General features: G+C 44.4%; 22 protein-coding genes. 7 read left to right on the plus strand and 15 right to left on the minus strand.

Annotation, left to right across the window (positions count from 1 at the left end; genetic code table 11):
- Nucleotides 1-13: 13 nt before the first annotated feature.
- Nucleotides 14-991: an aldo/keto reductase gene (locus J2T19_RS13950; RefSeq protein ID WP_307216660.1), complete on the minus strand. Its 978-nt coding sequence runs from the start codon at nucleotides 989-991 to the stop codon at nucleotides 14-16.
- 173 nt (nucleotides 992-1,164) lie between these two features.
- On the opposite strand from J2T19_RS13950, the gene J2T19_RS13955 reads away from it, so the two are divergent.
- Complete coding sequence (locus J2T19_RS13955; protein ID WP_370874886.1) at nucleotides 1,165-2,346, plus strand: cytochrome P450 family protein; 1,182 nt, start codon at nucleotides 1,165-1,167, stop codon at nucleotides 2,344-2,346.
- Between the two features lie 35 nt (nucleotides 2,347-2,381).
- Nucleotides 2,382-2,747: a ribosomal protein L7/L12 gene (locus tag J2T19_RS13960; protein ID WP_307216664.1), complete on the plus strand. Its 366-nt coding sequence runs from the start codon at nucleotides 2,382-2,384 to the stop codon at nucleotides 2,745-2,747.
- Nucleotides 2,748-2,896: 149 nt separating this feature from the next.
- Here J2T19_RS13960 and J2T19_RS13965 read toward each other — a convergent pair whose 3' ends face one another.
- The 9 genes from J2T19_RS13965 to J2T19_RS14005 all read right to left on the minus strand — a co-directional run bounded on the left by J2T19_RS13965 (nucleotide 2,897) and on the right by J2T19_RS14005 (nucleotide 13,655).
- Nucleotides 2,897-3,652, minus strand: coding sequence for an SDR family NAD(P)-dependent oxidoreductase (locus tag J2T19_RS13965; protein ID WP_128102183.1), 756 nt, complete (start codon nucleotides 3,650-3,652; stop codon nucleotides 2,897-2,899).
- Between the two features lie 375 nt (nucleotides 3,653-4,027).
- On the minus strand, nucleotides 4,028-5,755 hold the full coding sequence (poxB, locus tag J2T19_RS13970; protein ID WP_307216667.1) for a ubiquinone-dependent pyruvate dehydrogenase: 1,728 nt from the start codon (nucleotides 5,753-5,755) through the stop codon (nucleotides 4,028-4,030).
- Between the two features lie 216 nt (nucleotides 5,756-5,971).
- Nucleotides 5,972-6,739 carry an SDR family NAD(P)-dependent oxidoreductase gene (locus J2T19_RS13975; RefSeq protein WP_307216668.1) on the minus strand — a complete coding sequence of 256 codons (768 nt, stop codon included), beginning with the start codon at nucleotides 6,737-6,739 and terminating at the stop codon, nucleotides 5,972-5,974.
- 61 nt (nucleotides 6,740-6,800) lie between these two features.
- Nucleotides 6,801-7,106, minus strand: coding sequence for a Dabb family protein (locus J2T19_RS13980; protein ID WP_307216669.1), 306 nt, complete (start codon nucleotides 7,104-7,106; stop codon nucleotides 6,801-6,803).
- 200 nt (nucleotides 7,107-7,306) lie between these two features.
- On the minus strand, nucleotides 7,307-7,558 hold the full coding sequence (locus J2T19_RS13985; RefSeq protein WP_056691355.1) for a type B 50S ribosomal protein L31: 252 nt from the start codon (nucleotides 7,556-7,558) through the stop codon (nucleotides 7,307-7,309).
- Nucleotides 7,559-7,700: 142 nt separating this feature from the next.
- Nucleotides 7,701-7,967: an HPr family phosphocarrier protein gene (locus J2T19_RS13990; RefSeq protein WP_307216672.1), complete on the minus strand. Its 267-nt coding sequence runs from the start codon at nucleotides 7,965-7,967 to the stop codon at nucleotides 7,701-7,703.
- 204 nt (nucleotides 7,968-8,171) lie between these two features.
- Nucleotides 8,172-9,242, minus strand: coding sequence for a sorbitol/xylitol/iditol dehydrogenase GutB (gene gutB, locus J2T19_RS13995; protein ID WP_307216674.1), 1,071 nt, complete (start codon nucleotides 9,240-9,242; stop codon nucleotides 8,172-8,174).
- A gap of 61 nt (nucleotides 9,243-9,303) precedes the next feature.
- The gene (locus tag J2T19_RS14000) at nucleotides 9,304-11,436 is read right to left on the minus strand and encodes an alpha-glucuronidase family glycosyl hydrolase (RefSeq protein ID WP_307216676.1); all 2,133 of its coding nucleotides are present in this window, start codon (nucleotides 11,434-11,436) and stop codon (nucleotides 9,304-9,306) included.
- On the minus strand, nucleotides 11,433-13,655 hold the full coding sequence (locus J2T19_RS14005; protein WP_307216678.1) for a glycoside hydrolase family 52 protein: 2,223 nt from the start codon (nucleotides 13,653-13,655) through the stop codon (nucleotides 11,433-11,435). The genes J2T19_RS14000 and J2T19_RS14005 overlap by 4 nt, the downstream gene beginning before the upstream one ends.
- Before the next feature lie 239 nt (nucleotides 13,656-13,894).
- Here J2T19_RS14005 and J2T19_RS14010 point away from each other — a divergent pair, with 239 nt between their 5' ends.
- Nucleotides 13,895-14,806: an AraC family transcriptional regulator gene (locus J2T19_RS14010; protein ID WP_307216680.1), complete on the plus strand. Its 912-nt coding sequence runs from the start codon at nucleotides 13,895-13,897 to the stop codon at nucleotides 14,804-14,806.
- Here J2T19_RS14010 and J2T19_RS14015 read toward each other — a convergent pair whose 3' ends face one another.
- Together J2T19_RS14015 and J2T19_RS14020 are read right to left on the minus strand one after the other, a co-directional pair.
- A complete protein-coding gene (locus J2T19_RS14015) occupies nucleotides 14,807-16,207 on the minus strand; it encodes an aldehyde dehydrogenase (protein ID WP_307216682.1) in 1,401 nt (466 codons plus the stop codon). It abuts the gene before it with no gap.
- Nucleotides 16,208-16,355: 148 nt separating this feature from the next.
- Complete coding sequence (locus J2T19_RS14020) at nucleotides 16,356-16,658, minus strand: ArsR/SmtB family transcription factor (protein WP_145047722.1); 303 nt, start codon at nucleotides 16,656-16,658, stop codon at nucleotides 16,356-16,358.
- Between the two features lie 392 nt (nucleotides 16,659-17,050).
- Between J2T19_RS14020 and uxuA the strand changes: the two genes are divergently transcribed.
- The 4 genes from uxuA to J2T19_RS14040 all read left to right on the plus strand — a co-directional run bounded on the left by uxuA (nucleotide 17,051) and on the right by J2T19_RS14040 (nucleotide 20,411).
- Nucleotides 17,051-18,118 (plus strand): mannonate dehydratase, encoded by a 1,068-nt coding sequence (uxuA, locus tag J2T19_RS14025; RefSeq protein ID WP_307216686.1) that lies wholly within the window; start codon nucleotides 17,051-17,053, stop codon nucleotides 18,116-18,118.
- The gene (locus J2T19_RS14030) at nucleotides 18,115-18,978 is read left to right on the plus strand and encodes an SDR family oxidoreductase (RefSeq protein WP_307216688.1); all 864 of its coding nucleotides are present in this window, start codon (nucleotides 18,115-18,117) and stop codon (nucleotides 18,976-18,978) included. Before uxuA ends, J2T19_RS14030 begins: the two co-directional genes overlap by 4 nt.
- Before the next feature lie 263 nt (nucleotides 18,979-19,241).
- Nucleotides 19,242-19,967: a DUF421 domain-containing protein gene (locus J2T19_RS14035; protein ID WP_307216690.1), complete on the plus strand. Its 726-nt coding sequence runs from the start codon at nucleotides 19,242-19,244 to the stop codon at nucleotides 19,965-19,967.
- Nucleotides 19,968-20,039: 72 nt separating this feature from the next.
- Nucleotides 20,040-20,411, plus strand: coding sequence for a DUF4363 family protein (locus J2T19_RS14040; RefSeq protein ID WP_307216693.1), 372 nt, complete (start codon nucleotides 20,040-20,042; stop codon nucleotides 20,409-20,411).
- 65 nt (nucleotides 20,412-20,476) lie between these two features.
- On the opposite strand, the gene J2T19_RS14045 is transcribed toward J2T19_RS14040, so the two are convergent.
- From J2T19_RS14045 to J2T19_RS14055, 3 genes are all read right to left on the minus strand, one after another.
- A complete protein-coding gene (locus tag J2T19_RS14045; RefSeq protein ID WP_307216695.1) occupies nucleotides 20,477-21,178 on the minus strand; it encodes a M50 family metallopeptidase in 702 nt (233 codons plus the stop codon).
- A 75-nt stretch (nucleotides 21,179-21,253) separates the two neighbouring features.
- The gene (locus tag J2T19_RS14050) at nucleotides 21,254-21,808 is read right to left on the minus strand and encodes a hypothetical protein (protein WP_307216697.1); all 555 of its coding nucleotides are present in this window, start codon (nucleotides 21,806-21,808) and stop codon (nucleotides 21,254-21,256) included.
- Between the two features lie 166 nt (nucleotides 21,809-21,974).
- On the minus strand, nucleotides 21,975-23,165 hold the full coding sequence (locus tag J2T19_RS14055; RefSeq protein WP_307216699.1) for a metal ABC transporter solute-binding protein, Zn/Mn family: 1,191 nt from the start codon (nucleotides 23,163-23,165) through the stop codon (nucleotides 21,975-21,977).
- Nucleotide 23,166 lies beyond the last annotated feature (1 nt).

Consider the following 23,166-nt stretch of genomic DNA (forward strand, 5'->3'; position numbering starts at 1 on the left):
TACGTTCTAATTTCTACATTCTCCGTCCACAAGAAGCTGAGTACAGTTCATACCACTCGTAGCGAGTTAGTTCAGTCTGGACCGCATCCTTACAGGCTCTGATACGCTCTGGGCGGATCGAGCCGATAATAGGCTGAATACCCGCAGGGTGTTTCATTAACCAGGCAAGTACTATAACCTCAGATGTAACGCCACGTTCCTTCGCGATCCGTTCAACGATTTGCGTTGTAGCTTCGATCTCTGGTCGTTGGCCATCAACGACTCTTCCTGTAAAACGTCCCTGAGCAAGTGCACCCCAAGCTTGGAGCTGTATATGCTCCGATTGGCAGAACTCCATTGTTCCGTAAGGGAATACATTATGGAGTGCTTGAGGACGATTCACGGTGACGCCAGCCTCAACAAATCCAATTTTGTCTAAGCTCATCTCAAGCTGATTCACGATAAAAGGCACGTTGCTATAGGACTGCAGGAGACGAATCTGCTCTGAACCCATGTTGGAAACACCGAAGTGCCTTACCTTTCCGGAATGATGAAGCTTAGCCAAGGCTTCCGCAATCTCTTGCGGGTGTGCAAGCGGGTCTGGACGGTGTAATAGTAAAATATCCAAATAATCGACACCCAGACGTTGAAGGATACCATCCACACTGGCGAGGATATGTGATCCTGATGAATCGTAACGTTGTGGGCCATCATCATCTCCAACGAGACGTATGCCGCATTTGGATTGAATGATGATCTGTTCCCTTAAGCCTGCTGATTCCGCTAATATACGTCCAAAAACATGCTCCGCCTTGCCTCGTGTATAAATATCTGCCAGATCATAATGATTAATGCCAATCTCCAGTGCTGCTTCCACAGCCTGATGTCCCTCGTAGACTAAATCATCGGTAATCGGGAGTCCATCCCACTCGCCTCCGAAACGCATACAGCCCAGGACAAGAGGGCTTGCAGGGATATGATGATGATGCAGTGGTAATTGAGGATTAGACATGCACACTTCGCCTCCGTTACATTTTTATCGTTGAAGACAGGTTTCAGCATTTTGATATGGAATATATACATGAACCAAACTTTATGTATGAAGCCACAAAAGTTCCCTATAATTCCTTAAACAAGAATATCATATTTCAAGCTCTTAGATGAAAGGAGATTTACAATTTGAACATGGATGAGCCTTCTCAACCGGCGTTTTTTACTAGAGAATTTACACAGAACCCTTACCCCGTATATGAAAATCTAAGAAAGAACAATCCGATTTATAAAGTAATGTTCCCGAGTGGTGAATTCGGCTGGATCATTACGCGATATGAGGATGCTGTTGAGATCCTGAAAGATTCACGTCTGAGTAAGGACGTGGCTAAACGGTATGGAGCTGAGAATCAGAGCATTTTTGTCAATAATATGTTATTCTCTGATCCGCCGGATCATCGCCGTTTACGTGGACTTGTGCAGAAAGCGTTCACCCCTAAATGGATTGCAGGAATGAGAGACCATATTCAATCTATCGCAGACAATCTAATCGATCAGTTAGAATCCAAGGATCAAATGAACCTGATTGATGATTATGCTTTTCCGCTACCCATCATCGTGATTAGCGAAATCCTAGGTGTACCACTAGAAGATCAGGATAAATTCCGGATGTGGTCTAACACGATCATTGATGCAACGAGCTCTGAGCACGCCGAGATGTTTGAACAACATGCCCAAGAGTTTATTGAATATCTAAATGCTTGGTTTGATAAGGTTCGTAAAGAGCCTGGGGATGATCTCATCAGTCAATTAGTCGTTGCAGAAGAAGCTGGTGAGAAGTTAACAGAGAACGAGCTGTTAGGCGTTGTTGCGCTGCTAATTATTGCTGGTCACGAGACAACGGTTAATCTGATTGGCAATGGTATCCTAGCTTTATTAGAGCACCCGAGCCAGCGAGATCTTCTCATTGAACAACCCGAGTTGATTCATCAAGCCATTGAAGAAATGCTCCGTTACAACGGACCTGTTGAATTTAGCACATCTCGCTGGGCACTGGAAGATATTCAATTCAGAGATCAGCATATTAGCCAAGGCGAATTGGTTATCGTCGCTTTGGACTCTGCTAATCGGGATGAGCAACAATTTCCAGATGCAGACGTATTCGACATCACGCGTGAGAAGAGTCCACATTTAGCTTTTGGAAAAGGAATTCATCTCTGTCTGGGAGCTCCACTAGCCCGTCTAGAGGGGGAGATCGCTGTGATGACACTCCTACGTCGATTCCCTAATATGCAGCTTCAAGCTGACGTGGATCAGCTTGAATGGAGACCTGGGATGATTGTCCGCGGTGTAAAGGAGATTCCGTTACAACTCTAATCAAATTGTTTGAACTGAAAGTGAGGCCCAACATCATGGAAATGAACACAATGATATTTATCGTATTTTTGCTATTTATGTTAATTTCGCTAGTCCGGATGGCAAGCTTACAGCGACAGCTGAATGAATTAAAAAGAGATGTCGAGCGTTTGGAGAATGGCGCCCGTATGCCGTCCAATGCTTCGGTTCCTTTAACCTCATCCTCATCCCAGCAATATGCTTCGTCAACATCTGTTACCGCTTCGTCTTCGACAATAGACACACCGCCATCTGAATTAGATCAGGAACTGCTCTCCCTGCTTCAGAAGGATCAGAAAATTAAAGCCATCAAGCGACTTCGTGAAGCTAGAGGGTTATCTCTTAAAGAAGCCAAAGATTATGTTGAATCCTTGGATCGTTAATATTTAATCTCATATCTCTCAGCAGTTACGTAAGTTTCACATCGGCTAGGGGGATAACACAAAGAGGCACTGTCTTCAGACAGATGCCTTTTTGTATACTTCCTTATTATGTTTGCCTAGCCTAGTGCGCGTAAGGTTACTATTCGATATTACTGCGCAGTTACGGCACCATCAATTGGATATACAGCACCATTAATATACGGGGCTTCGTCACCAAGCAGGAACGCAACTAAGTTCGCAATCTCTTCCGGTTTACCTAAACGTCCGGATGGAATGCTATCAACGGTTGCTTTGAACACTTCCGGATTATCCTTACCAAACTGAACAACCATAGGAGTTTCAATCGTACCTGGAGCAATCGCATTAACACGAATGTTATCTTTGCCATATTCGATTGCAGCTGTACGCGTTAATCCTACAACACCATGCTTTGTTGCTGCATAAGGAGCAACGGCTTGAACGCCTACAATTCCTGCTGTAGAAGCAGTGTTGAGAATTGCACCTCCGCCTGTTTTGAGCATTTCAGTAATCACGTATTTCAACCCGTAAAATACACTTCTCAGGTTAATATCGATAATTTGATCAAATTGCTCAATGGTATGTTCGATTAATTTGACACCAGGCCCAGAAATACCCGCATTGTTAAAGAACATATCAATACGTCCGAACTCTTCGACCGTCTTCTTCACGTAGTTTTCCACATCTACTGCCTTACTTACATCGGCTTGAACAAAAATAGCTTTGCCACCTAACGCCTCAATCTGTTTAACTGTTTCTTGGCCTGTCGCTTCAACTAGATCAACGACCACAATAGATGCGCCCTTCTCAGCGAGCTTCAATGCGGCTGCCTGACCCAATCCACTTCCTGCTCCAGTGATAATGGCTACTTTTCCTGTATGACTCATTCTGATCTCCTCCATGTGTGTGTATTCTCTCGTCGTCGGATCCATTAGATCAATATGAAGCAGTTAGTTACAAAAAAATGCAACATATGTAGGTTAAATGATACATAATCCTATCTGACAACATTTATTTTATAGGACTTAGAAAATAAAAACAATTTTAAATAATATGATGCACGATAATATAGATGTATACAACGTGATGGAACAAGGAGTGCCGTCCTCATACGAGGCATGGCTGACCCCCTTGTTTACACACGAATCTGCCCTGTATTACTTCAAACAGCGGTAAGTGGAACAAAGAATATGCTTTCTAGAAATACAGTTGTTTAGCTCTCAGCTAGGGCAATTATCTCAACTCCGAACGTGTTATCTTACTTACCGTATCAAATTCGTCTTAGCGAGTTCAATCAGCTCATCGCCTCGACCATTGAGTACAGCTTTCATCATCCACAACGTGAATCCTTCAGCCTGTTTAATATTAATCTTCGGAGGCAACGAGAGCTCCTGACGATTAACGACAACGTCAATCAGGACAGGTCCATCATGTTGAAGTGCACGCTCGACTGCTCCCTCCAGCTCCGCTGGGTCTTCCACTCGGATGCCCTCTAACCCCATAGCCTGAGCGACCATAGCAAAGTTAGGATTCACAAGTTCTGTCCCCGATTCTAGAAAACCAGCTGCCTTCATCTCCAGTTCAACAAAACTTAGTGCGCCATTGTTAAATACAACTACATTAATCGGCAGGTTATGCTGCTTCAGTGTTAACAGATCGCCCATAAGCATGGCAATACCACCATCTCCAGATAGTGAGATGACCTGTCTACCTGGATTTGCAACTTGAGCACCAATCGCTTGAGGGAGTGCATTAGCCATTGTACCGTGATTAAATGAACCCAGCAGCCTGCGATTACGGCTCATTTCAATATATCGAGCAGCCCACACCGTAGGTGTGCCTACATCACAGGTGAATATTGCGTTCTCAGCAGCAGCATTACTAATGATTTTCGTTAAGTATTGGGGATGGATTGGCGTTTTACCCGGTTTGCCGGTGGCTAGTTCGTCCAGTTCTTTGCGAACTTTGACATAACGATCAACACTTTTCTTCAAGTGTTTATCAGAATGTTCTTTTGTTAAATATGGCAGCAAGGCTTCGATCGTTGATTTCACATCACCACAGACACCGAAGTCGAGCTTCGTACGCCGTCCAAGATGCGAGGACTGAATGTCGACCTGTAGTACCGTAGCATCCTCAGGGTAAAATTGACGATAAGGGAAATCCGTCCCCAGCATCAATAACACATCACAATCCATCATCGCATGGTAGCCAGACGAATATCCGATTAGACCCGTTAATCCTACAGAGTACGGATTATCATATTCAAGATATTCCTTACCTCGTAGCGCAATGACCATGGGTGATTTGAGGCGTTCGCATAGCTCCATTAGAGGTTCACGAGCACTTGCACAACCAGCTCCGCACAACAATGTGATTTTTTTGTCTTGATTCAGATATTCCGCAAGCTTGATTAGTTCAGGCTCTGAAGGATGCACGACAGGATTAGTTGGATGGTATACATGTTCAGGGACAGGAAGATCTGCCGCTTCTAGAGCCGCAACATCCCCGGGTAAAACAACGACCGAAACACCTGAACGAGCTACTGCCGTTTGTATGGCCATCGTTAATGAACGAGGCATCTGTTTGGCTGTTGTAATGACTTCACAATAGTGACTACACTCTTGGAACAGATATTCTGGATGAGTAGCCTGAAAGTATTCACCCCCGATCTCGTCGCTCGGAATATGGGCAGCGATAGCTAGTACTGGTACACGGTTTCGATGACAATCATATAAACCATTGATTAGATGTGTGTTTCCGGGGCCGCTACTACCTGCACACACAGCAATACTACCGCTTACTTCGGCATCTGCACCGGCTGCAAAGGCGGCAACTTCCTCATGCCGAACATGAATCCATTCAATTTTACCCGAACGGCGAATCGAATCCAGGACAGCATTAAGAGAGTCACCAACAATGCCATAGATCCGCTTGATGCCAGCATTTAATAGAGCTTCGACAAGAACGTCTGCGATTGTTTTCTTCATGATGATCTCCTTTAATTGCTTATTTTGAGTTAGGTTTCCACGTCTTGAATATACCTATTCTTATACCCCAATGTTTTGAATATCGAATCAAATTTATATGTATGTATAGATATAATCTGCGTGAATACAATAAGAAAAATCCGTCTGTCATAGGACAAACGGATTTCAGGTCGAAATGCTTAATTTATCTGTTGTACGGATTAAATAAAAGATGTATTAGATCGCAGGCATCACGTTGCCGCCATTAACCGGTATGTAAGCTCCCGTAATAAACGAGGATAGATCAGATGCAAGAAAAGCAACCGCATTAGCGATTTCTTGGTCTTCCCCTCTTCGTTTCAATGGCACAGTACGTGTATAGCCTTCATCATGTCCAGGTTCACTAGAACGATCACGTTCACTAATCGTCCAGCCAGGAGCCACCTGATTAACGGTGATCTGATATTTGCCCACTTCTTTTGCCAGTACACGGTACAAGCCATCCATTCCACGTTTACCCGCAGTATAGGCGGACTGTGTCTCGAAATTTTGCATTGCGCATTCGGTGTTGATGCCTATAAAACGCCCACCTTTAACCTCTTTCATATAAGGAATAAAGGCTTTGGCTAGGTAAACGCTCTGCATCACACAAGACTCGAATTGTCCGAGGTAATCTTCAGGTGCCTGTTCCAATACCGTTGTCCACGCATATTGAATGACAGCATTCGCTACAACGATATCTACTCCACCTAAGCTAGATTGAATTTGTTCTTGCAGCCGTGGAGCCGTCTCTGGTCTGGTGATATCACCTTGAACAATAATTGCTTGTTTACCCATGCTCTCAATCTCACGTTGAAGCTCCTGAGCCTTGGCCTCATTATTTATGTAATGCAGGGCAATATTCGCACCACAATCAGCGAGAGTACGCGCAATAACCCTTCCTAACTGACCCGTTGCTCCAGTAACCAAAGCCATTTTTCCTGTGAGATCCAACTGTTTCAACATGAACACCTACCTTTATGGAAAACGATTTCGAAAATTCCGTTTGAACAACTATAATTTTGATTTATGTTGTATGTTGAATCAGATCAATTTCTTGGAAACGACTGACTTCTTTTTCCCAGCGTTCAGCTACATATTGGACATGAACCGGATGGTTGTTGTAAGCATCATATGCCGCTTGATTCGCAAAAACCATCGAAAAGCTGTAATCGAATTCATTTTTCTCGCTCACTTGGCGAAACACTTGAAACTGCTCCACACCTGGGATGGCTTCTAATGCCGTTTGGCTTTCTTGTAAAAAGCTCTCTGCCTCTGGCGTATCCTTGCCCACGTAAAGTGTAAAAGTGACCATATGTGTAATGCTACTCATGTCAATGTCCTCCTTCAATATGATCTTGCTCTGTTTCTTAGTGTACCCTTGAATGTGATGTAAGCGCAATCCTAAATATGCAGAATCATGTCTAAAGTTCGTCTGACAGCGCATATGGCTAATATCTGCAGTAGTTCTTAATTAAAACAAAAAAGCCTTGAGAACGAATTCTCAAGGCTTTCATGCAATCTATGGACAGACTAGTTTTTGAGGTTGTATTTACGGTTGAACTTGTCAACACGACCACCGATGTCCACGTTTCTTTGTTTACCAGTGAAGAACGGGTGGGATGCGGAGCTAGTGTCCACACGGATTACTGGGTAAGTGTTACCATCTTCCCATTCCATTGTTTCGTTCGAGAATTTAGTCGAAGAACTCAGGAATTTGTAATCAGCGCTTGCATCGTAGAAAATTACGATTTGTGTCTTTGGATGGATATCAGCTTTTGGCATATCTATTTACACTCCTTTAAAATGGGTACTTCCTAGAATCAAACTAAATTTTATTATACTCTTTTTTTGCAAGAAGCACCAGCAGGAATTGAAGAAACATTAAAAAAATTACAATTCGGCGTCATTTCCACCTCTTCTAGAGCTACTTCCTTCTTTTCTCCAGCACATCTAACATGTACTCTAGAGCCTCAAGTTCATCCCAACCTCTGGTTTGCAATCTGACAATGCTCCCTTGCTTTATAGGAAGAAGAGCCATCCCGAGCAAGCTTTTGACATCAACTCGACGTTCATAATCAGAATCCAGAAACGACATTGAAATATCGGAGGCAAAGCGTGATGCTTGAGAAGATACTGACATCAGATCGTCCCGGTGAAAATTCGTGTGAATCGTAAATTCATGTGTTCTCACAACCTTCATATCCTTTCGCTCTATAACTCGAACAACATTACACTTGCTATTAAAATCTTCCAAGAATTATACCACTTTATATGGGCTTGTATAGCTTATTATGACTTTAAAATAAAAAAAATAAGCCCCACAGCGCGGGGCTTAACAGTAGCGAATGTCTAAGAATCGCTCTTCGTTCGTATGACCTATCAAGAATGGGTTATTTTACTGCATTCCATTAGGGTAAACCATCACTTTAAGACTTCCGCTTTTGTTATGCAGTGCCCGCTCCATCGCCTTCTGTGTGTCTTCCAGGCTATAACGATCGGTAATCAGCGTCATCACGTCATGCTGACCAGAGCTCAGGAATTCAATTCCCGCACTATACGTATTCGCATAGCGGAATATCCCGTAAATATCGACCTCATTATCCGCAATAAAAGGAACATTCAACGCTATTTCGTCCTGTGCAGGTAAGCCCACAATGGCAAGTTTCCCTCCCCGACGTAGTGAATATAGCGCTGTCTGTAGTGCTTTGGGATTGCCGGCAGTTTCCCACGCGGTATCAACACCTTGACCATTCGTGAGTTCACGAATGATTGGAAGTGCATCTTCATTCCGAACATTGATCGTGTGCGTAGCTCCGAGTCGGCGTGCCGCGTCAAGTCGAACTTCTTCCAAATCTGTTACAATAATTCGCTCGACTCCGAACGACTTCGCCGCGGCTACAGCCATTAAGCCTACTGGCCCCATGCCCATAATGGCCAACGTTGTTCCCGGAGCAAGCTTGCTCCGACGCGCGGCATGGATACCAACCGAGAAAGGTTCGTTCAAGGCTGCTTCTTCAAACGAAAGATGATCTGGGATCGGAAATACCATATCTTCACGTATCGTCATGTACTGAACAAATGCTCCATCGACAGGAGGTGTCGCCAAGAATTGCACATCCGGACACAAATTATAGCGCCCCTCCTTACAAGCAGAACACCGGCCACAAGTCACTCCAGGTTCGATGGCTACGCGGTCTCCTAGCTTAAGCCTAGTCACGCTAGAACCCACGGCTGCCACAATTCCTGCACATTCATGACCCAATATGATCGGCTTTTCCACAACGAACCGGCCAATCCGACCATGCTCGAAATAGTGTACATCAGACCCACATACACCTACAGCCATGACTTGGATGAGTACCTCATCTGCCTTCGGAACGGGAACTTTCTGCTCTTCAATAAGGATGTGCCCTGGTTCCTTCATAACAGCTGCCTTCATTGTCTCAGGAATGGAATGTTGTCTCATGTTGCGCCTCCTTCTTCTGTCCATACACGAATGATCTCTAAGGTATAAGTTCTATTTAACGTTAATAAATCGTTCTGCCTTGTGTATCATCAATGCCACTCTTACGATAAAAGTAAGTATTAATCATGTCCCGCCATTCCTTCGCATGTTCAGCCTGTTCCTCCTGCAGTGCAGCAACCTTATCGTATATGCTTGCATCAATCTTGCCTTCAAGGCTTCTCCATTGACTAGCCAGCTCTTCCGCCTGCGCTGCTCCTTCGAAGTGAGTATCATAAATATGTTGAATGACCGTCTTGCCGGAGTGCAGCACATGCGTATAGGGCACATGATGGAAAAATAATATCAATTCATCCGGACACTGTTCAAGGGATTCATACTTGTCCGTGTTCTGCTGGTGATACTGGGAAGTATACCCCGTGCCACTACGTACCGTTCGATCCACACCGATCCCTTCGCAATCGGCAAAGTGATACGTCCCCCATTTGGAATACTCATATCCATCCACGTTAGGACCATAATGATGATTCGGGTTAACCATCCAGCCTACCCCAAGAGGTGCCGTATAGTTCTCATAAATGTCCAGTGAGCTCAGCAACATGGCTGAGATGGTATGAATTACCTCTTCGTCATGTCCAAACGTTAGGCGAATCCATTCTTCGGCGATCTCTTCAGCTGACAACTCTGGATTCCAAGCTAGCCTTCCATATCCATATAAGTTAGCCTGAGCAAGTGGGTGTCCTGTCCAGCAAGCATCTGAACCGATGTTCGAAACGGCTGCAAAGCCACTATAAGGTCTGTTGAACATCGATCCATCGACAATGTTTTTAATCTGAGACCCTTCACCTTTGGCATACGTATCAAAATCCAAGACTTCCTTCCATTGTGGTACCAGATAACACAGATGGCGCTGCTGACCCGTATATTCCTGCGTAATCTGAAACTCAATCACTTGATTCGTCTGCTCCATGGCACCAAACAGTGGAGATACTGCTTCACGAACCTGGAAGTCCATTGGGCCATTTTTGATCTGCAAAATGACATTATCCGCAAAGCGGCCATCGAGCGGAGTGAAATGATCATAAGCTGCACGTGCGCGATCCGTTGAACGATCACGCCAATCCTGCTTGCAGTTATAGACGAAGCAGCGCCAGATAACAACTCCATTGAATGGACGAAGTGCTTCTGCAAGCATATTGGCACCATCCGCATGATCACGATTGTAGGTGAAGGGACCCGGTCGATTTTCTGAATCTGCTTTTACCAAATAACCTCCAAAGTCAGGTATGGTGGCATACACTTTAGCGGTCTGCACATTCCACCATTCACGAACTTGCTCATCGAGAGGATCTGCTGTATTCAATCCACCGATCTCGATTGGACTTGCGTAATTGACACTGAGGAAAAGCTGAATGCCATAAGCTCTGAACTCAGAGGCAACTCGCGCCACATCCCCTAAGAAATGTTCAGTCAGAAACAATGACTCGCGTTGATGCACGTTCACATTATTGATGGAGATCGCGTTGATCCCGGTTGAGGCAAGAAGCCGTGCATAATCTCGTATCCGTCCAAGATCACGAGTAAATTCACCTTTTTCATAGAAGATGGATTCGCCGGCATAACCTCGCTCAATACTGCCATCCACATTATCCCACTGATTAATCATTCGTAGAGAATTACGTGGTTGTTCTGCAATGTAACGTAATCTAGACTCCAAAGGCCCTGCATCAATTGAGCTTTCTGGGGTTAGAGTAAGCTCTCTCAGAACATGAAACGTACCATAAAGGACACCTTGAGCGGATTCAGATCCAATAGCCAGTTGACCTAGCTCTTCATTAAAACGAATGGCATAGCCTTCTCCCTGAACGGAGGTACGTTCACTTTCACTGAATTGTCCAGCGACACTGGATGAACCAGACCAAGTGCCAAGCCATATCCCTGGTGCTGCATCCGAGTTCGTTTGAGCAACCTGAGCTTGATTTACAGTTGGTTTCACCCCGTATAGATTCTCTAATCCCTGTATAAGTTCAGCAACAGCGGTAGAAATGACCTCATGCTTTTCATTTACCGTGATGTGCTGGATCCAGGAAGGAGCATGTTTCGATGCTCCCCCACTTGTAAACGATCCTGAACGGTAAGACAACCATGCATCATACTGTGGACCAGATAAGTCCGTCTGAACGATAGATCGACTCATTGTACAGCCTCCTTGCTTGCGTATATACGTCCTAATTGATGCCCCTTACCTTCAAGAAGCCACAAAATAGATGTTACTCCGCGCGGATAATATTTACTTCCGACTGCAACGCCAGATAGAATCTGGTCACTCCAGCACCAGTAGGATTCTTCTGGATGCAATAACCAGTTCACATGAGCTGCATCAGCTTGTTTGCCGGATTCATCCCACTCAACGCCTAGAAGCTCTCTTGTGATGAATTGAGATAAGTAGATTTTGCTAAGCCATGAGTTGTTGCTTGTAGAAGATAGCTTCCATCCACCATCCTCAAATAGGCATGTGCCTGGTACTAAAACCGTATTTAAATGTGTTCTCAATGCTTGCAGATATAAGCTGAAGCGGCCATTGACATCAAGCGCACCTTCACATCCTGTAAAATACGGGAACACTAAGCCTTCAATAGCTGGGATGATTCGAGAATCATTGTTCTCCGCGATAACCGCTGGGATGTAACCCGCATCTGTTAATTGTGCCGCAACACTAGCTGCACAAAGATCAGCTTGGCGTCCCGCTTGAAGGGACAGATCCGCAAGTTTCTCCGTTGCAAACAGCTTCTCCAGGGCGACATAAACGGCCCAACATTTTCCTGCCAAATAGATATTATTGCGAGACTGCCCTAGCGATACGTCCAGACTATCATAGGTTGTAATCTCTGCTCCGCCTTTGGTGCGAGTGCTATCCAGCCCCATGAGACCGTTACGCTGCTGTTCTTCCGGGTGATCTCGGTTAAGCATGCTTTGGAAGCAATCTTGAATAACAGGCAACATGTCTTGGACAAAGCTGTGATCCTGCGTCTGCTCAATGTATACCGTCGCACAGCAGAGCCAGTTCACTAATTCCTCATGGCTCATCTGTGAGAAACAGTCGTCAATGCCCACAAGCTCGTATGCTGAATGACCGGGTCTAGAAAATACATTCGCTACTCCAATATCATGTGTAAACGTAATACCACCTGGGTATTCTTTCTCTTCACCTGGAAAACGAACATGATCTGTGTAACTGTACCGCTTCACAAACCATTCCAGCTCGTTCCGCACAGTCCACGGATTAAGAGCCAATTCGAAATACAACTGATCTGCTGTCAGATCCAGTGTATTCATCATGCGATATTCCCCTTCGTTAACGATCCAGAACGGTTCACCGTCCGCATCAAGCAGCTGTGTGCTTGCATAATAACTATGGATGGAATGAGCAAGCATGAAAGCCTGATCTTCTGAGAGTGATGCCGTTCCCAGGCGCTGATCAGCCTCCTCGCAGGATGATGCCAATTCATTGTAACGATTGAGCGCATACTGCCCTACTTCCTGTATATTGGCAAAATATCGAGTATACCAATAAGTCGTATCGATTCCAGACGTAGCAATGCCTCCACGATAGAAGCAGACCGCAAAACGGTATGTACGTATCTCGCCTGCCGGAACCTCCATTAACAATGCAGCCGTACCGCCTAGACCGAAAGCTAGATTCTCAACATGCTTCTCTTGAAGGATTTTCTCTAATGTGAAACCTAAAGCCGGCCACAATCCATCATCCTTAGACATGATCGCGGTTAAGCGTCCTTGACCTACACCTGTTAATGAACCGCCTTCTGGGCCACCAATCATTCTCATTGCTGAATAAGGATCATTACCTTGATATCCAAAATACGCTTTGCGTGACTGTTGTCCCTGCGTATTATCTATCGTCATCTCAACCAGTACCGCAGGTACAAGCGCATCCATTAATGCTTCACGCTCACCCTTCAGCGGCTCTGGTACAGGACGTACCGGTGAGTATATGCGGAATGTAAGATCTCCGGCTGTCCATGTATCTGTTCCGGAAGTGAACTTACGTGAGATCTCTTCATCTCGAAAAGCTGAAATAAATGGTTGTTGTGCTCTCGTAGACTGTGCGGTAGATTCTACGACACCCTGTTGTTCCGTTGCCTGCCCTGCATCCGAACTCTCTAGCTTCTCCACGTCATATCGGACACTCTCGTCTTCTGTCGCTTCATAAAAAGGAAGTGCTTGATACGTCTCGCCATCCCTAGACTGAACACCAATATAGATATTCTGATCCGCTGGCTTGCCCAGCTCCAGTCCGAGTCCACCCTTCGCTCCCTTATAACCTAAAGTAAAACTAGCAAAAGCTCCAATCGGTGAGTGATGGGCATTATAAAAAATAGATTTGGATGCGCTCATGAAACATGACCCCTCTCAAATGGTATGCATACGTTTTCATTAGCCCCATCCTATCATGGGCGTGGAATTAGATACCATGGTCAAATCAATCGGATATTTACCCAAATCGAGCTAATGTAGTACAATATAATAAAGCGCTTACAGTGAATCTTAAAGCCTCACTCTCTATCTTATCGTAAATGCTCCATAAGGACGATAACCTCTGAATCAACTATTCTCATTATTGAAGGAGAGTTAATATGTCTTCTACCTATCTGCCTCCGCTTCTAGGAGAAAGTGTACATGAAGTCTTTTACCCGGATGTACAGACGACCGTCAACTTATTTGCGATCCATTTGCGCAGTGTTGCTGCAGATTGGGATTATCCGGCACATGAGCATCCTCAATACGAATTGAATTATGTTACAGAGGGCGAACAATGGATGACGGTTAACGGTCATATTTATAAGCAAAAGGCTGGCGAATTACTCCTGATTCCCCCAGGTAGCATTCATTCCAGCCAAAGTCGTAATGATCAAGGTTTTACGTATTTCTGCATGCACTTTGATATCGATGACCACTTGTTTCTTTCCCTACTTGCAAGAATCAAACAAGTTTTGTTCAGTTCAGATAGCCCAGTGACACAGAAAATCGAGCCTGTACTTCGTAAATTAATGAACACTGCCCCTCATCCTAATCCAAGTGCCATGGTGCAACGTATGCAGCTTCAATCCGCTGTATTTGAACTATTCGGTCATTTGTGGGAAGCTGTCTCGCAAGAAGTAGCTCAGTCATTTACAGATAGCTATGAGAAGATTGAGCTCGCTCATCAAATCCGAAACCGACTACAAAGCTTGGTTAGCCAACAGTTCAAGCAAGGTCGGGAAACGGATACTCACTATGGCATCGATGATATTGCATCAGAACTGGGGATCAGCTCTTCTCATTGCAATCGGGTATTCAAGCAGGTGTTTGGTCAATCTCCGCGCGTCGTATTGTCCGAAATGGTTTTACATGAAGCGAAGCTACTACTGGTTAATTCGACACGATCCATTCAGCAAATTTCCTCGATGCTGGGCTACAAGGATATTGCTCATTTCAGTCGTCAATTTAAGCGCTGGTCTGGTGTATCACCGTCCCAATACCGATTGGAACGAGCGAATGAGAAGTAATTATTTTAACAACCGCTTAATGGTTTTGAGCTTGTCCGCATATGGTGGATATAGAATAGGCAGATTCAACTTTGTACTCTTTTTAAGCACACTTTTGAAATGTGAGAATGTCTCAATGCTGAATTTTCCATGATAAGAGCCAACCCCAGAGTTCCCTACCCCACCAAATGGCAGTTGAGGGTTAGCCACATGTGTAATGGTATCGTTAATACATCCACCACCGAAGGACACTTCCGACATGACCTTGTCTTGCAACTGTGTGTCTGTCGTGAATAGGTACAGAGCCAGTGGTTTCGGGCGCTTGAGAATACCCGAAATGGCTTCGTCAATGTGTCTGTATGTGATAATCGGCAAAATAGGGCCAAAAATCTCGTCCTCCATGCTAGCTGCATCCCATGAACTTATATCAATCAGGGTTGGCTCGATATAACGATCATCTTCATCCGACTGTCCACCGTATATAACCTGAGCTTGATCGCGCTCAATAATGGTTGTTAACCGCTTGAAATGAGCGTTATTGACGATTCGTCCATAATCGCGATTATGCTGGATATCAGAACCGTAGAAGGACTCCACCGCTTGTTTCATCTCTGTGATCAATTGATCCTTCACACGTTCATGTACTAGGAGGTAATCCGGCGCTATACAAGTCTGACCTGTATTGAGTAATTTTCCCCACATAATGCGCTGTGCAGCCACTTTAAGATCTGCATGTTCATCTACAATAACAGGGCTTTTGCCTCCAAGCTCTAACGTAACGGGAACCAAGTTTTTGGCCGCAGCCTCCATGACAATTTTACCTACAGGTACACTGCCTGTAAAAAAGATATAGTCAAATGGCGCATGAATAAGAGCGGTGGTGGTGTCCTTCGCTCCTTCTACAACTTTTACATATGAAGGCTCAAATACGGAAGCAATCAATTCACGTACGACAGAGGATACTGCTGGTGTGTTCTCCGATGCTTTGAGCACAGCTGTGTTGCCTGCTGCAATTGCACCTACTAACGGTTCGATTAACAGCTGAAATGGATAATTAAACGGTCCAATAATCAGTACTGAGCCATAAGGTTCAGGGATAATGTAGCTTTTGGAGCCAATCAAGGCCATTTGTGTTTTTACTTTGACCGGTTTGACCCATTTCTTCACTTTTTTTATCGTCTGTGTGATGCTGTCCAACATGAATCCAACTTCAGTGGTATAAGATTCGAACTCGCTCTTACCTAGATCTTGGTATAGTGCTTCAATAAGCTGGCTTTCATATTGTTGGATCGCTAGTTTAAGGCGCTTTAGTTGTTCGATCCGATAATCTACAGAGCGTGTTGCTCCTGAGCGAAAAAATTCATGCTGGTGCTGTAGAATCTCTTCAACTTCATAACTGCTGATTTCTTGTAGAGTACTCATGTTATCATGCTCCTTTAAAGTTAGAATGACGAAGAGTTTAAACTGACGAACGTATTAATCACATAAAGTCCAAATGGACTTTACTTGAGGTTGTGTTATCTAAATCAAAAGATTAGCTAGCCTATTCAACGTACTCTTTTAATCAAACTTATATGCACTCTTCTTCCAGAGCCGCAACGAGTTCTTTCAACAGTGCAACCGAGGATTGCAGCGATGCAGAGTAATAACGTTGTGTACCCTTCTGCTCCACTGAGATCAGTCCTTTTTCAAGCAGTAACTTCAAATGGTGAGAAATGGCAGGTCGTGACAAGCTAGATTGTTCCGTGATTTCATTCACTGTCATCTTGCCTCGTTCACTAAGCATGAGCAGGATCGATTGACGATGGTTATCACTGAGTACCTGAAATAAAGGGATGCAATTCTGAAAAATATGTAGTGCTTGTTGTCCCATGGTTCACCTCTATATTTTCATTCATCATTTGTCTGTTGGTCTAAACATTTAAACTAATATATACATCGTACTACTTCTTTCGACAAACTGCAATGAAATTCAAGCAAATCACAATAAAACCGATGTAATATCATACTAAATCAGTATAAAGCGCTTCCACAACATTGTACTTGTATGGTAGTATGTTAGTAGAACCAACTTGAAAATCATTAAGCATTTGATTTTCGAGTAACGCACCACTACAGCTTCATGTTTGGCTTCAAACTAGGTACATATTTAAGGATACACCGCCTTACCTGCTTTACAGCATGTTGTATGAATCTAACCCTATGCACAACATTGGCGTAATGATGCAACCATGCTTTTCTACTAAACTTGATGAGGTGAACGTAATGAAAATGGTTTTTCGCTGGTTTGGCGAAGGCAATGATACGGTATCGCTGGATCACATCCGGCAAATTCCGGGTGTTGAAGGCATTGTGTGGGCATTGCATGATGTGCCAGCAGGTGATGAGTGGCCGATGGACAAAATCTTGGAAGTCAAGGCTGCTGCAGATCAAGCTGGATTACATTTGGACGTGGTCGAAAGTGTCAACGTGCATGAAGATATCAAATTAGGTCTACCAAGCCGTGATCAATACATTACCAATTACAAAAAAACGATGGAAAAGCTAGCGCAAGTCGGTGTTAAGGTGATTTGTTATAATTTCATGCCCATCTTCGACTGGCTGCGTACGGATCTTCATAAGGAATTGGAGGACGGCTCTACTGCCCTCTTCTACGAAAATAGCAGGATTGCTGATATCGAGCCGTTGGAACTCGTTCGCAACATTACAGAAAATTCTTCATTAACAATGCCAGGCTGGGAACCTGAACGCTTGCAGTATTTAACCGGGCTATTCGAAGCCTATAAAGATGTAACAGAAGATGATATGTGGGAAAATGCTCGTTATTTCTTGCAGGAGATCATCCCAACCGCTGAACAATTAGGTATAAAAATGGCGATTCACCCGGATGATCCACCTTGGCCGATCTTTGGTTTGCCTAAGTTAATAATTAATCAGGATAATGTCAGAAAATATCTTGAACTATACGATAGCCCGAGCAACTGCGTGACGTTATGTAGTGGCTCGCTTGGAGCTAATCTAGATAATGACATCATTAGAATGATCCATGAATTCAAAAATCGTATTCCTTTTGCCCATATTCGTAATGTTAGAGTCTATGACAATGGAGACTTCATCGAGACTTCTCATCGTAGTCAAGACGGCAATGTCGATATCGCTGGTATCGTCGAGGCCTATCATGATATTGGGTATGAAGGGTATGCCAGACCAGATCATGGACGTCATTTATGGGGTGAGCAATGCAGACCGGGATACGGACTCTATGACCGTGCGATGGGCATTATGTACCTTTGGGGCGTGTGGGATTCTCTACAAAGGAGGGCAAAAGTATGAGTGACTTCATCGGTGAACGAACCTCTCGATTGGAGGGGAAAGTTGCTGTCATAACCGGAGGCGCAGGTGTGTTGTGTCGTTCAATGGCTGAAGAGCTTGCCCGCCATGGAGCCAAAGTAGCTATACTTAATCGTACTGTATCTAAAGGAGAAGCCGTCGTCGCTTCGATCGAAGCTGCTGGAGGTACTGCGATTGCAGTGGCTTGTGATGTAACTCAGGCAGATAGTGTGCAGGCCGCTGCCGCAGCAGTGCTTGAACAGCTGGGTTCCTGTGACATTCTGATTAACGGTGCTGGTGGCAATAACGCCAGTGCCAATACAACGAACGAGATTTTCAAAGTTGAAGATTTAGACCAAGCCGATGTTACGACTTTTTTTGACGTCAGTGTAGAGGGTTTCCGTCAGGTTATGGATCTCAATTTTGTCGGATCTCTTATTCCTACACAGATCTTTGCAAGACAGATGGTCGAACGGGATGTACAGGCAACCGTCATTAACATTTCGTCGATGAGCGCCCCTTCGCCTATGACCAAAGTTCCAGCGTACAGTGCAGCTAAGGCAGCGATTAACAATTTCACACAATGGTTAGCTGTTCACCTGGCTGAATCCGGCATTCGTGTAAATGCGATCGCACCGGGATTCTTCCTCACAGAGCAGAACCGTAATTTGTTATTGCAGCCTGACGGATCACCAACAGAGCGTTCTAGCAAAATTATTGCACATACACCAATGCGTCGATTCGGCAAACCGGAAGATCTACTCGGCACATTGATGTGGCTTGCGGATGACCGTCAGTCTGGCTTCGTCACGGGCACCGTTATTCCGGTGGACGGCGGGTTTATGGCTTATGCTGGCGTGTAGGTCTCTTCTACTCATCTCATTTGTGGTAAACAGCCAAATATAATATTCTGTCATCATACAATCCGAAGTGGGGTGCTTATCCCGCTTCGGATTATTCATTATTCACTCCTGCACTTCTACATTTCGAATAATATCCAATAGCGTAGGAAAAACTTGTTATAGTTCACAGAAAAGTGCTAAAGGTATGACACTTCTCTACGAACCTGTAGGACATTCGAATCCGCTAATTGTTGGATGAAGTGAAGGCTGGTGAACACTAGATGATGGAAGAAACATGGGTCGTTGCAGTCCGTTCCATAATTGCCTTTTTGACGCTGATGATCTATACCAGAGTACTAGGTAAGCAGCAGATGGGCAATTTAACGTACTTTGATTACATTAACGGCATTACGATTGGTTCCATTGCAGGAACGTTTGCGACAGATTTATCGTCGAAGGCTTGGATTCACTTTGTGGCACTAACTATATTCACGATTGTCACCATCATCTTTCAATACATCACGCTGAAGAATCGTACCATTACGAAATTGCTGGATTCAGATCCCACTTTGGTCATACAGGATGGCAAAATCCTGGAACAAAACCTGAACAAAATGAGGGTTAAGTTCGATGAATTGACCATGATGCTTCGGCAGAAGGATGTATTCGATATTACCACTCTTAGCTATGCGATCCTTGAACCAGATGGGAATATCTCAGTTGTACTCAAACCTGAACATCAACCACTGACAGCGAAAGATATGAATCTACACCCACCCAAAAGCCGGTTGATGACCGAATTAATCATTGACGGCGTTCTAATTAAACAAAACCTGAAGGAACGTCACAAAGATATGAACTGGTTGACCGAGCAATTAAAAAAGAAAAAAATAACGATTCAGGATATTGCATTTGCCGCTATTTTGCCAAACGATAAGCTGTACATCGATCTCTTCCAAGATCATTTCGCCGAGAAAACAGATATGGGAGATTACGAAGGCCCTTTCTAATACAACGTCTCCCCGCTCTATTTCAAACTTTACGAACAGAACGCTCGTTCATATCGATGCAGGAGGACTTGAATGAAAACACGATTCTGGTTGCTATATGTCGTTCCAATTACCTTAATTATTTTGTTCTGTGCTATTCTCGCATCTGGATCATTTCTTAAAAGACCTTTCGGTACGGAGGATCGTTTATTGCAGTCGATACATTCACTAGAGAAGCAAGTACAGAACAAGCAATGGCCTGAAGCCAAGTCTGAAGCAGAGTATGCCATGAACGCGTGGGAGCACATCGTCAACCGTATCCAGTTCAGCGTAGAGCGTGAAACCATCTATGATATTTTAGGCACGCTTGCTCGAATCAAGGGTGGCGTTGCTGCGCAAGATGATCAGGCACTCCTGGAGGAGATTTATTACTTTTATGCCTTGTGGGATAACATAGGAGACTAACTATGGATGTAACGCAGAAAAGGACTTCCCAGAAGACGGGAGTCCCTTTCATTTGGTCCAGTCATTTACTTACTTAAAGCACGCGCACGCGATGTTCGGCCACTATTACTTTCTTTCCGGAAAAATAACGCTAACGCGCCTTTGGCACACCAGAGTGCAAACAAGGCGAATAATGTTCCCCAGAACATCGCAGGCATGAACGTTTGCTGTGCGAGATTAGCTGCATCTCCTGCTCTAGAAGGCTGTGTCCAGGACAGTAATCCGATATACATTGCAGTCAAGACCGACTCCTCTAAAGTTAAAAATGCAAGGAATAGATAGTAGAACTTCACGATCTTAGCACCAAAAATCATAATGACCACGTTTAAGGCAATAAAACCGGTAAGCCACAACATGCCAAACTCTCCTCTTACATAGAGCAGCAGGGATACAAGAGCTATAGCTGTAATGATACCCAGACCCCACATGTGTCGTCCTTTTCGATATAGATAGAACAACAACCAAGCGAACAATGATGCAGAGATGTAACCTGCTAACGAGACGAGAATGGATCTTCCTGGCGTCAGCATGGTGGAATAGGTGACTCCGCTATGATCCGCGTACAGTTCAATTCGTAATACCTTGCCAGATAACAAGAGCGTCGCAAGCGCATGCCCGAATTCGTGAATCATCGTATCCACGTTTCGAAATAGAGATGAGAATGGAATAAAACGTGTGAGAAATACAGAGACGATTAGAAACAAAATTGTTTTGAGCCATTTATTCAAGTACCTTCCCACCTCCCTTGCCACAGAAAAATGATGAATAGTTAGACCTTATCCGTATATTACGTTATAGAAGAGTTAATCGTTTCTTTTCAAAAATTGAGCGGCACATTGCTGCATCCACCAACAGAAGCTACGATTGTGTCCTATGAAAAAGGAAGAGAGATCATAACGCCCACTGCCTGTCTCTAATGTAACCAGAAGTCTATGGCGCATATTCTGTATCGCGTATTGGACGAACCGATCTGCTGTTTCACTTTTCACCAGTGTAACATACGCATAGAGTGAGTGATCAATAGGTTCATCCAAGGGACTTACACCTGCACAAGAAAACTCTGTAACAATTCCTGCATGCTGAAGTAGAGTGAGTGCCTCAGCAAGCTCGACATCGACTTCTACACCATTCCACAGGGTCGTCCGTTTCGGAATTACCGTCTGTTTATCACGCTCTGTCCAAGACATTAATTCTAACTTACGTCTTCGCCATAGGTGAGCAGGCTGGTCACTCAGAAGCTCTTCTTGATCTGTACTAGCCAGAGTTGTGGTATGCATGCTGGTCACTGTGGAATCAGATCCGTTTAAATTGTGGTGAAGACTTGCTTCTGTTACATCTAGTTCTGGCTCCATACTCATAAAAGGTTCCCCCTACTCCCGCTTCATATCCGGTTGCCTTAGACAACGAAGAGAGCACATCCCTGTGCTCTCAGCTTCGCCAGTCGGCAAAGGAATGACATCACGTGCCTTCCTCATCTTATTGTATTATTGTACCTCTTTCATTAAAATGCATCAAATCCGATGTTTATTCGTTTAGCGCAAGCTTCAATGCTTCTAAGTTCTGTCTCATTACGCTAATGTAGTCCATTCCTGCTGCAATCTCATCCTCGGTCAATCCTTCAATTGGATTCAACACCGCTGTCTTCGCACCAACTTCATTTGCAATCGTCTCGGATACTTTAGAAGATACGAGTGTTTCGAAGAAAATGGTTTTCACCTGATGTTCCTTCGCAAAATCAATGACGGATGCCATCTGTGCTGCGGATGGTTCATGTTCAGGAGACAGTCCTGCGATAGGTACTTGCTGTAATCCATATTCTTGTGCAAGATATCCAAAAGCAGCATGCTGCGTAATAAAGTCTTTTCGTTTGCTATCTGCGACAGCTGCCTTGAAATCGGTATCCAATGCTTCTAGTTTAGCTACGTACGCATCCGCATTTTGTTTGAATTGTTCTGCGTGCTCTGGCGCAGCTTCTGTTAAGCCAGCTTCAATATTACGGACTTCTTGAATAGCTAATGCCGGTGACAACCATACGTGTGGATCAAGTCCACCGTGATCGTGACTATGGCTATGGGCATGCTCCTCTGTCGTTGCTTCGTCTCCATGGTCATGTTCATGTTCTTCTGTAGCCGCTGTATCTGAATGGTCATGATTGTGATCATGCTCTTTTGTTGTCCCTTCGTTCGCATGATCATGATCGTGGTCATGCTCCTCTGTAGAAGCTTCGTCTGCATGGTCGTGGTCGTGGTCGTGATCGTGGTTATGCTCTTCTGTCGTGCCTTCACTACCATGATTGTGGTCGTGCTCTCCGCCTTCAAGTAGGTTGATGCCTTTGCTTGCTTCGACTTGAATTAGTTTGTCATTACTCAAACTGTCCTTAACCTGATCAATCCAAGACTCCATTCCAGCTCCATTGTATACAAGCACATCTGCTTTCTCAATGCTAGCCATGTCTTGAGGTGTTGGCTCCCAATCATGAGGCTCCATACCAGCTGGAACAAGTGTATGTACATCTGCCAGGTCGCCTGCGACATTTTTGGTAAATTCATACATCGGATAGAAACTTACTTGTACGTTTAATTTACTTTCCGTTGCTGCTGGAGTACTAGCTGTAGATGGATCTGGCTCCGAAGCGGAGTTTGTCTGCCCACAACCTACGACAACAAGTGCGAGGCTGAAGAAAAGTCCAAATGCTGCTGTTTTGCTTAATTTCATA

It is taken from the genome of Paenibacillus tundrae (assembly GCF_030812775.1).
Classification (GTDB): Bacteria; Bacillota; Bacilli; order Paenibacillales; family Paenibacillaceae; genus Paenibacillus; species Paenibacillus tundrae_A.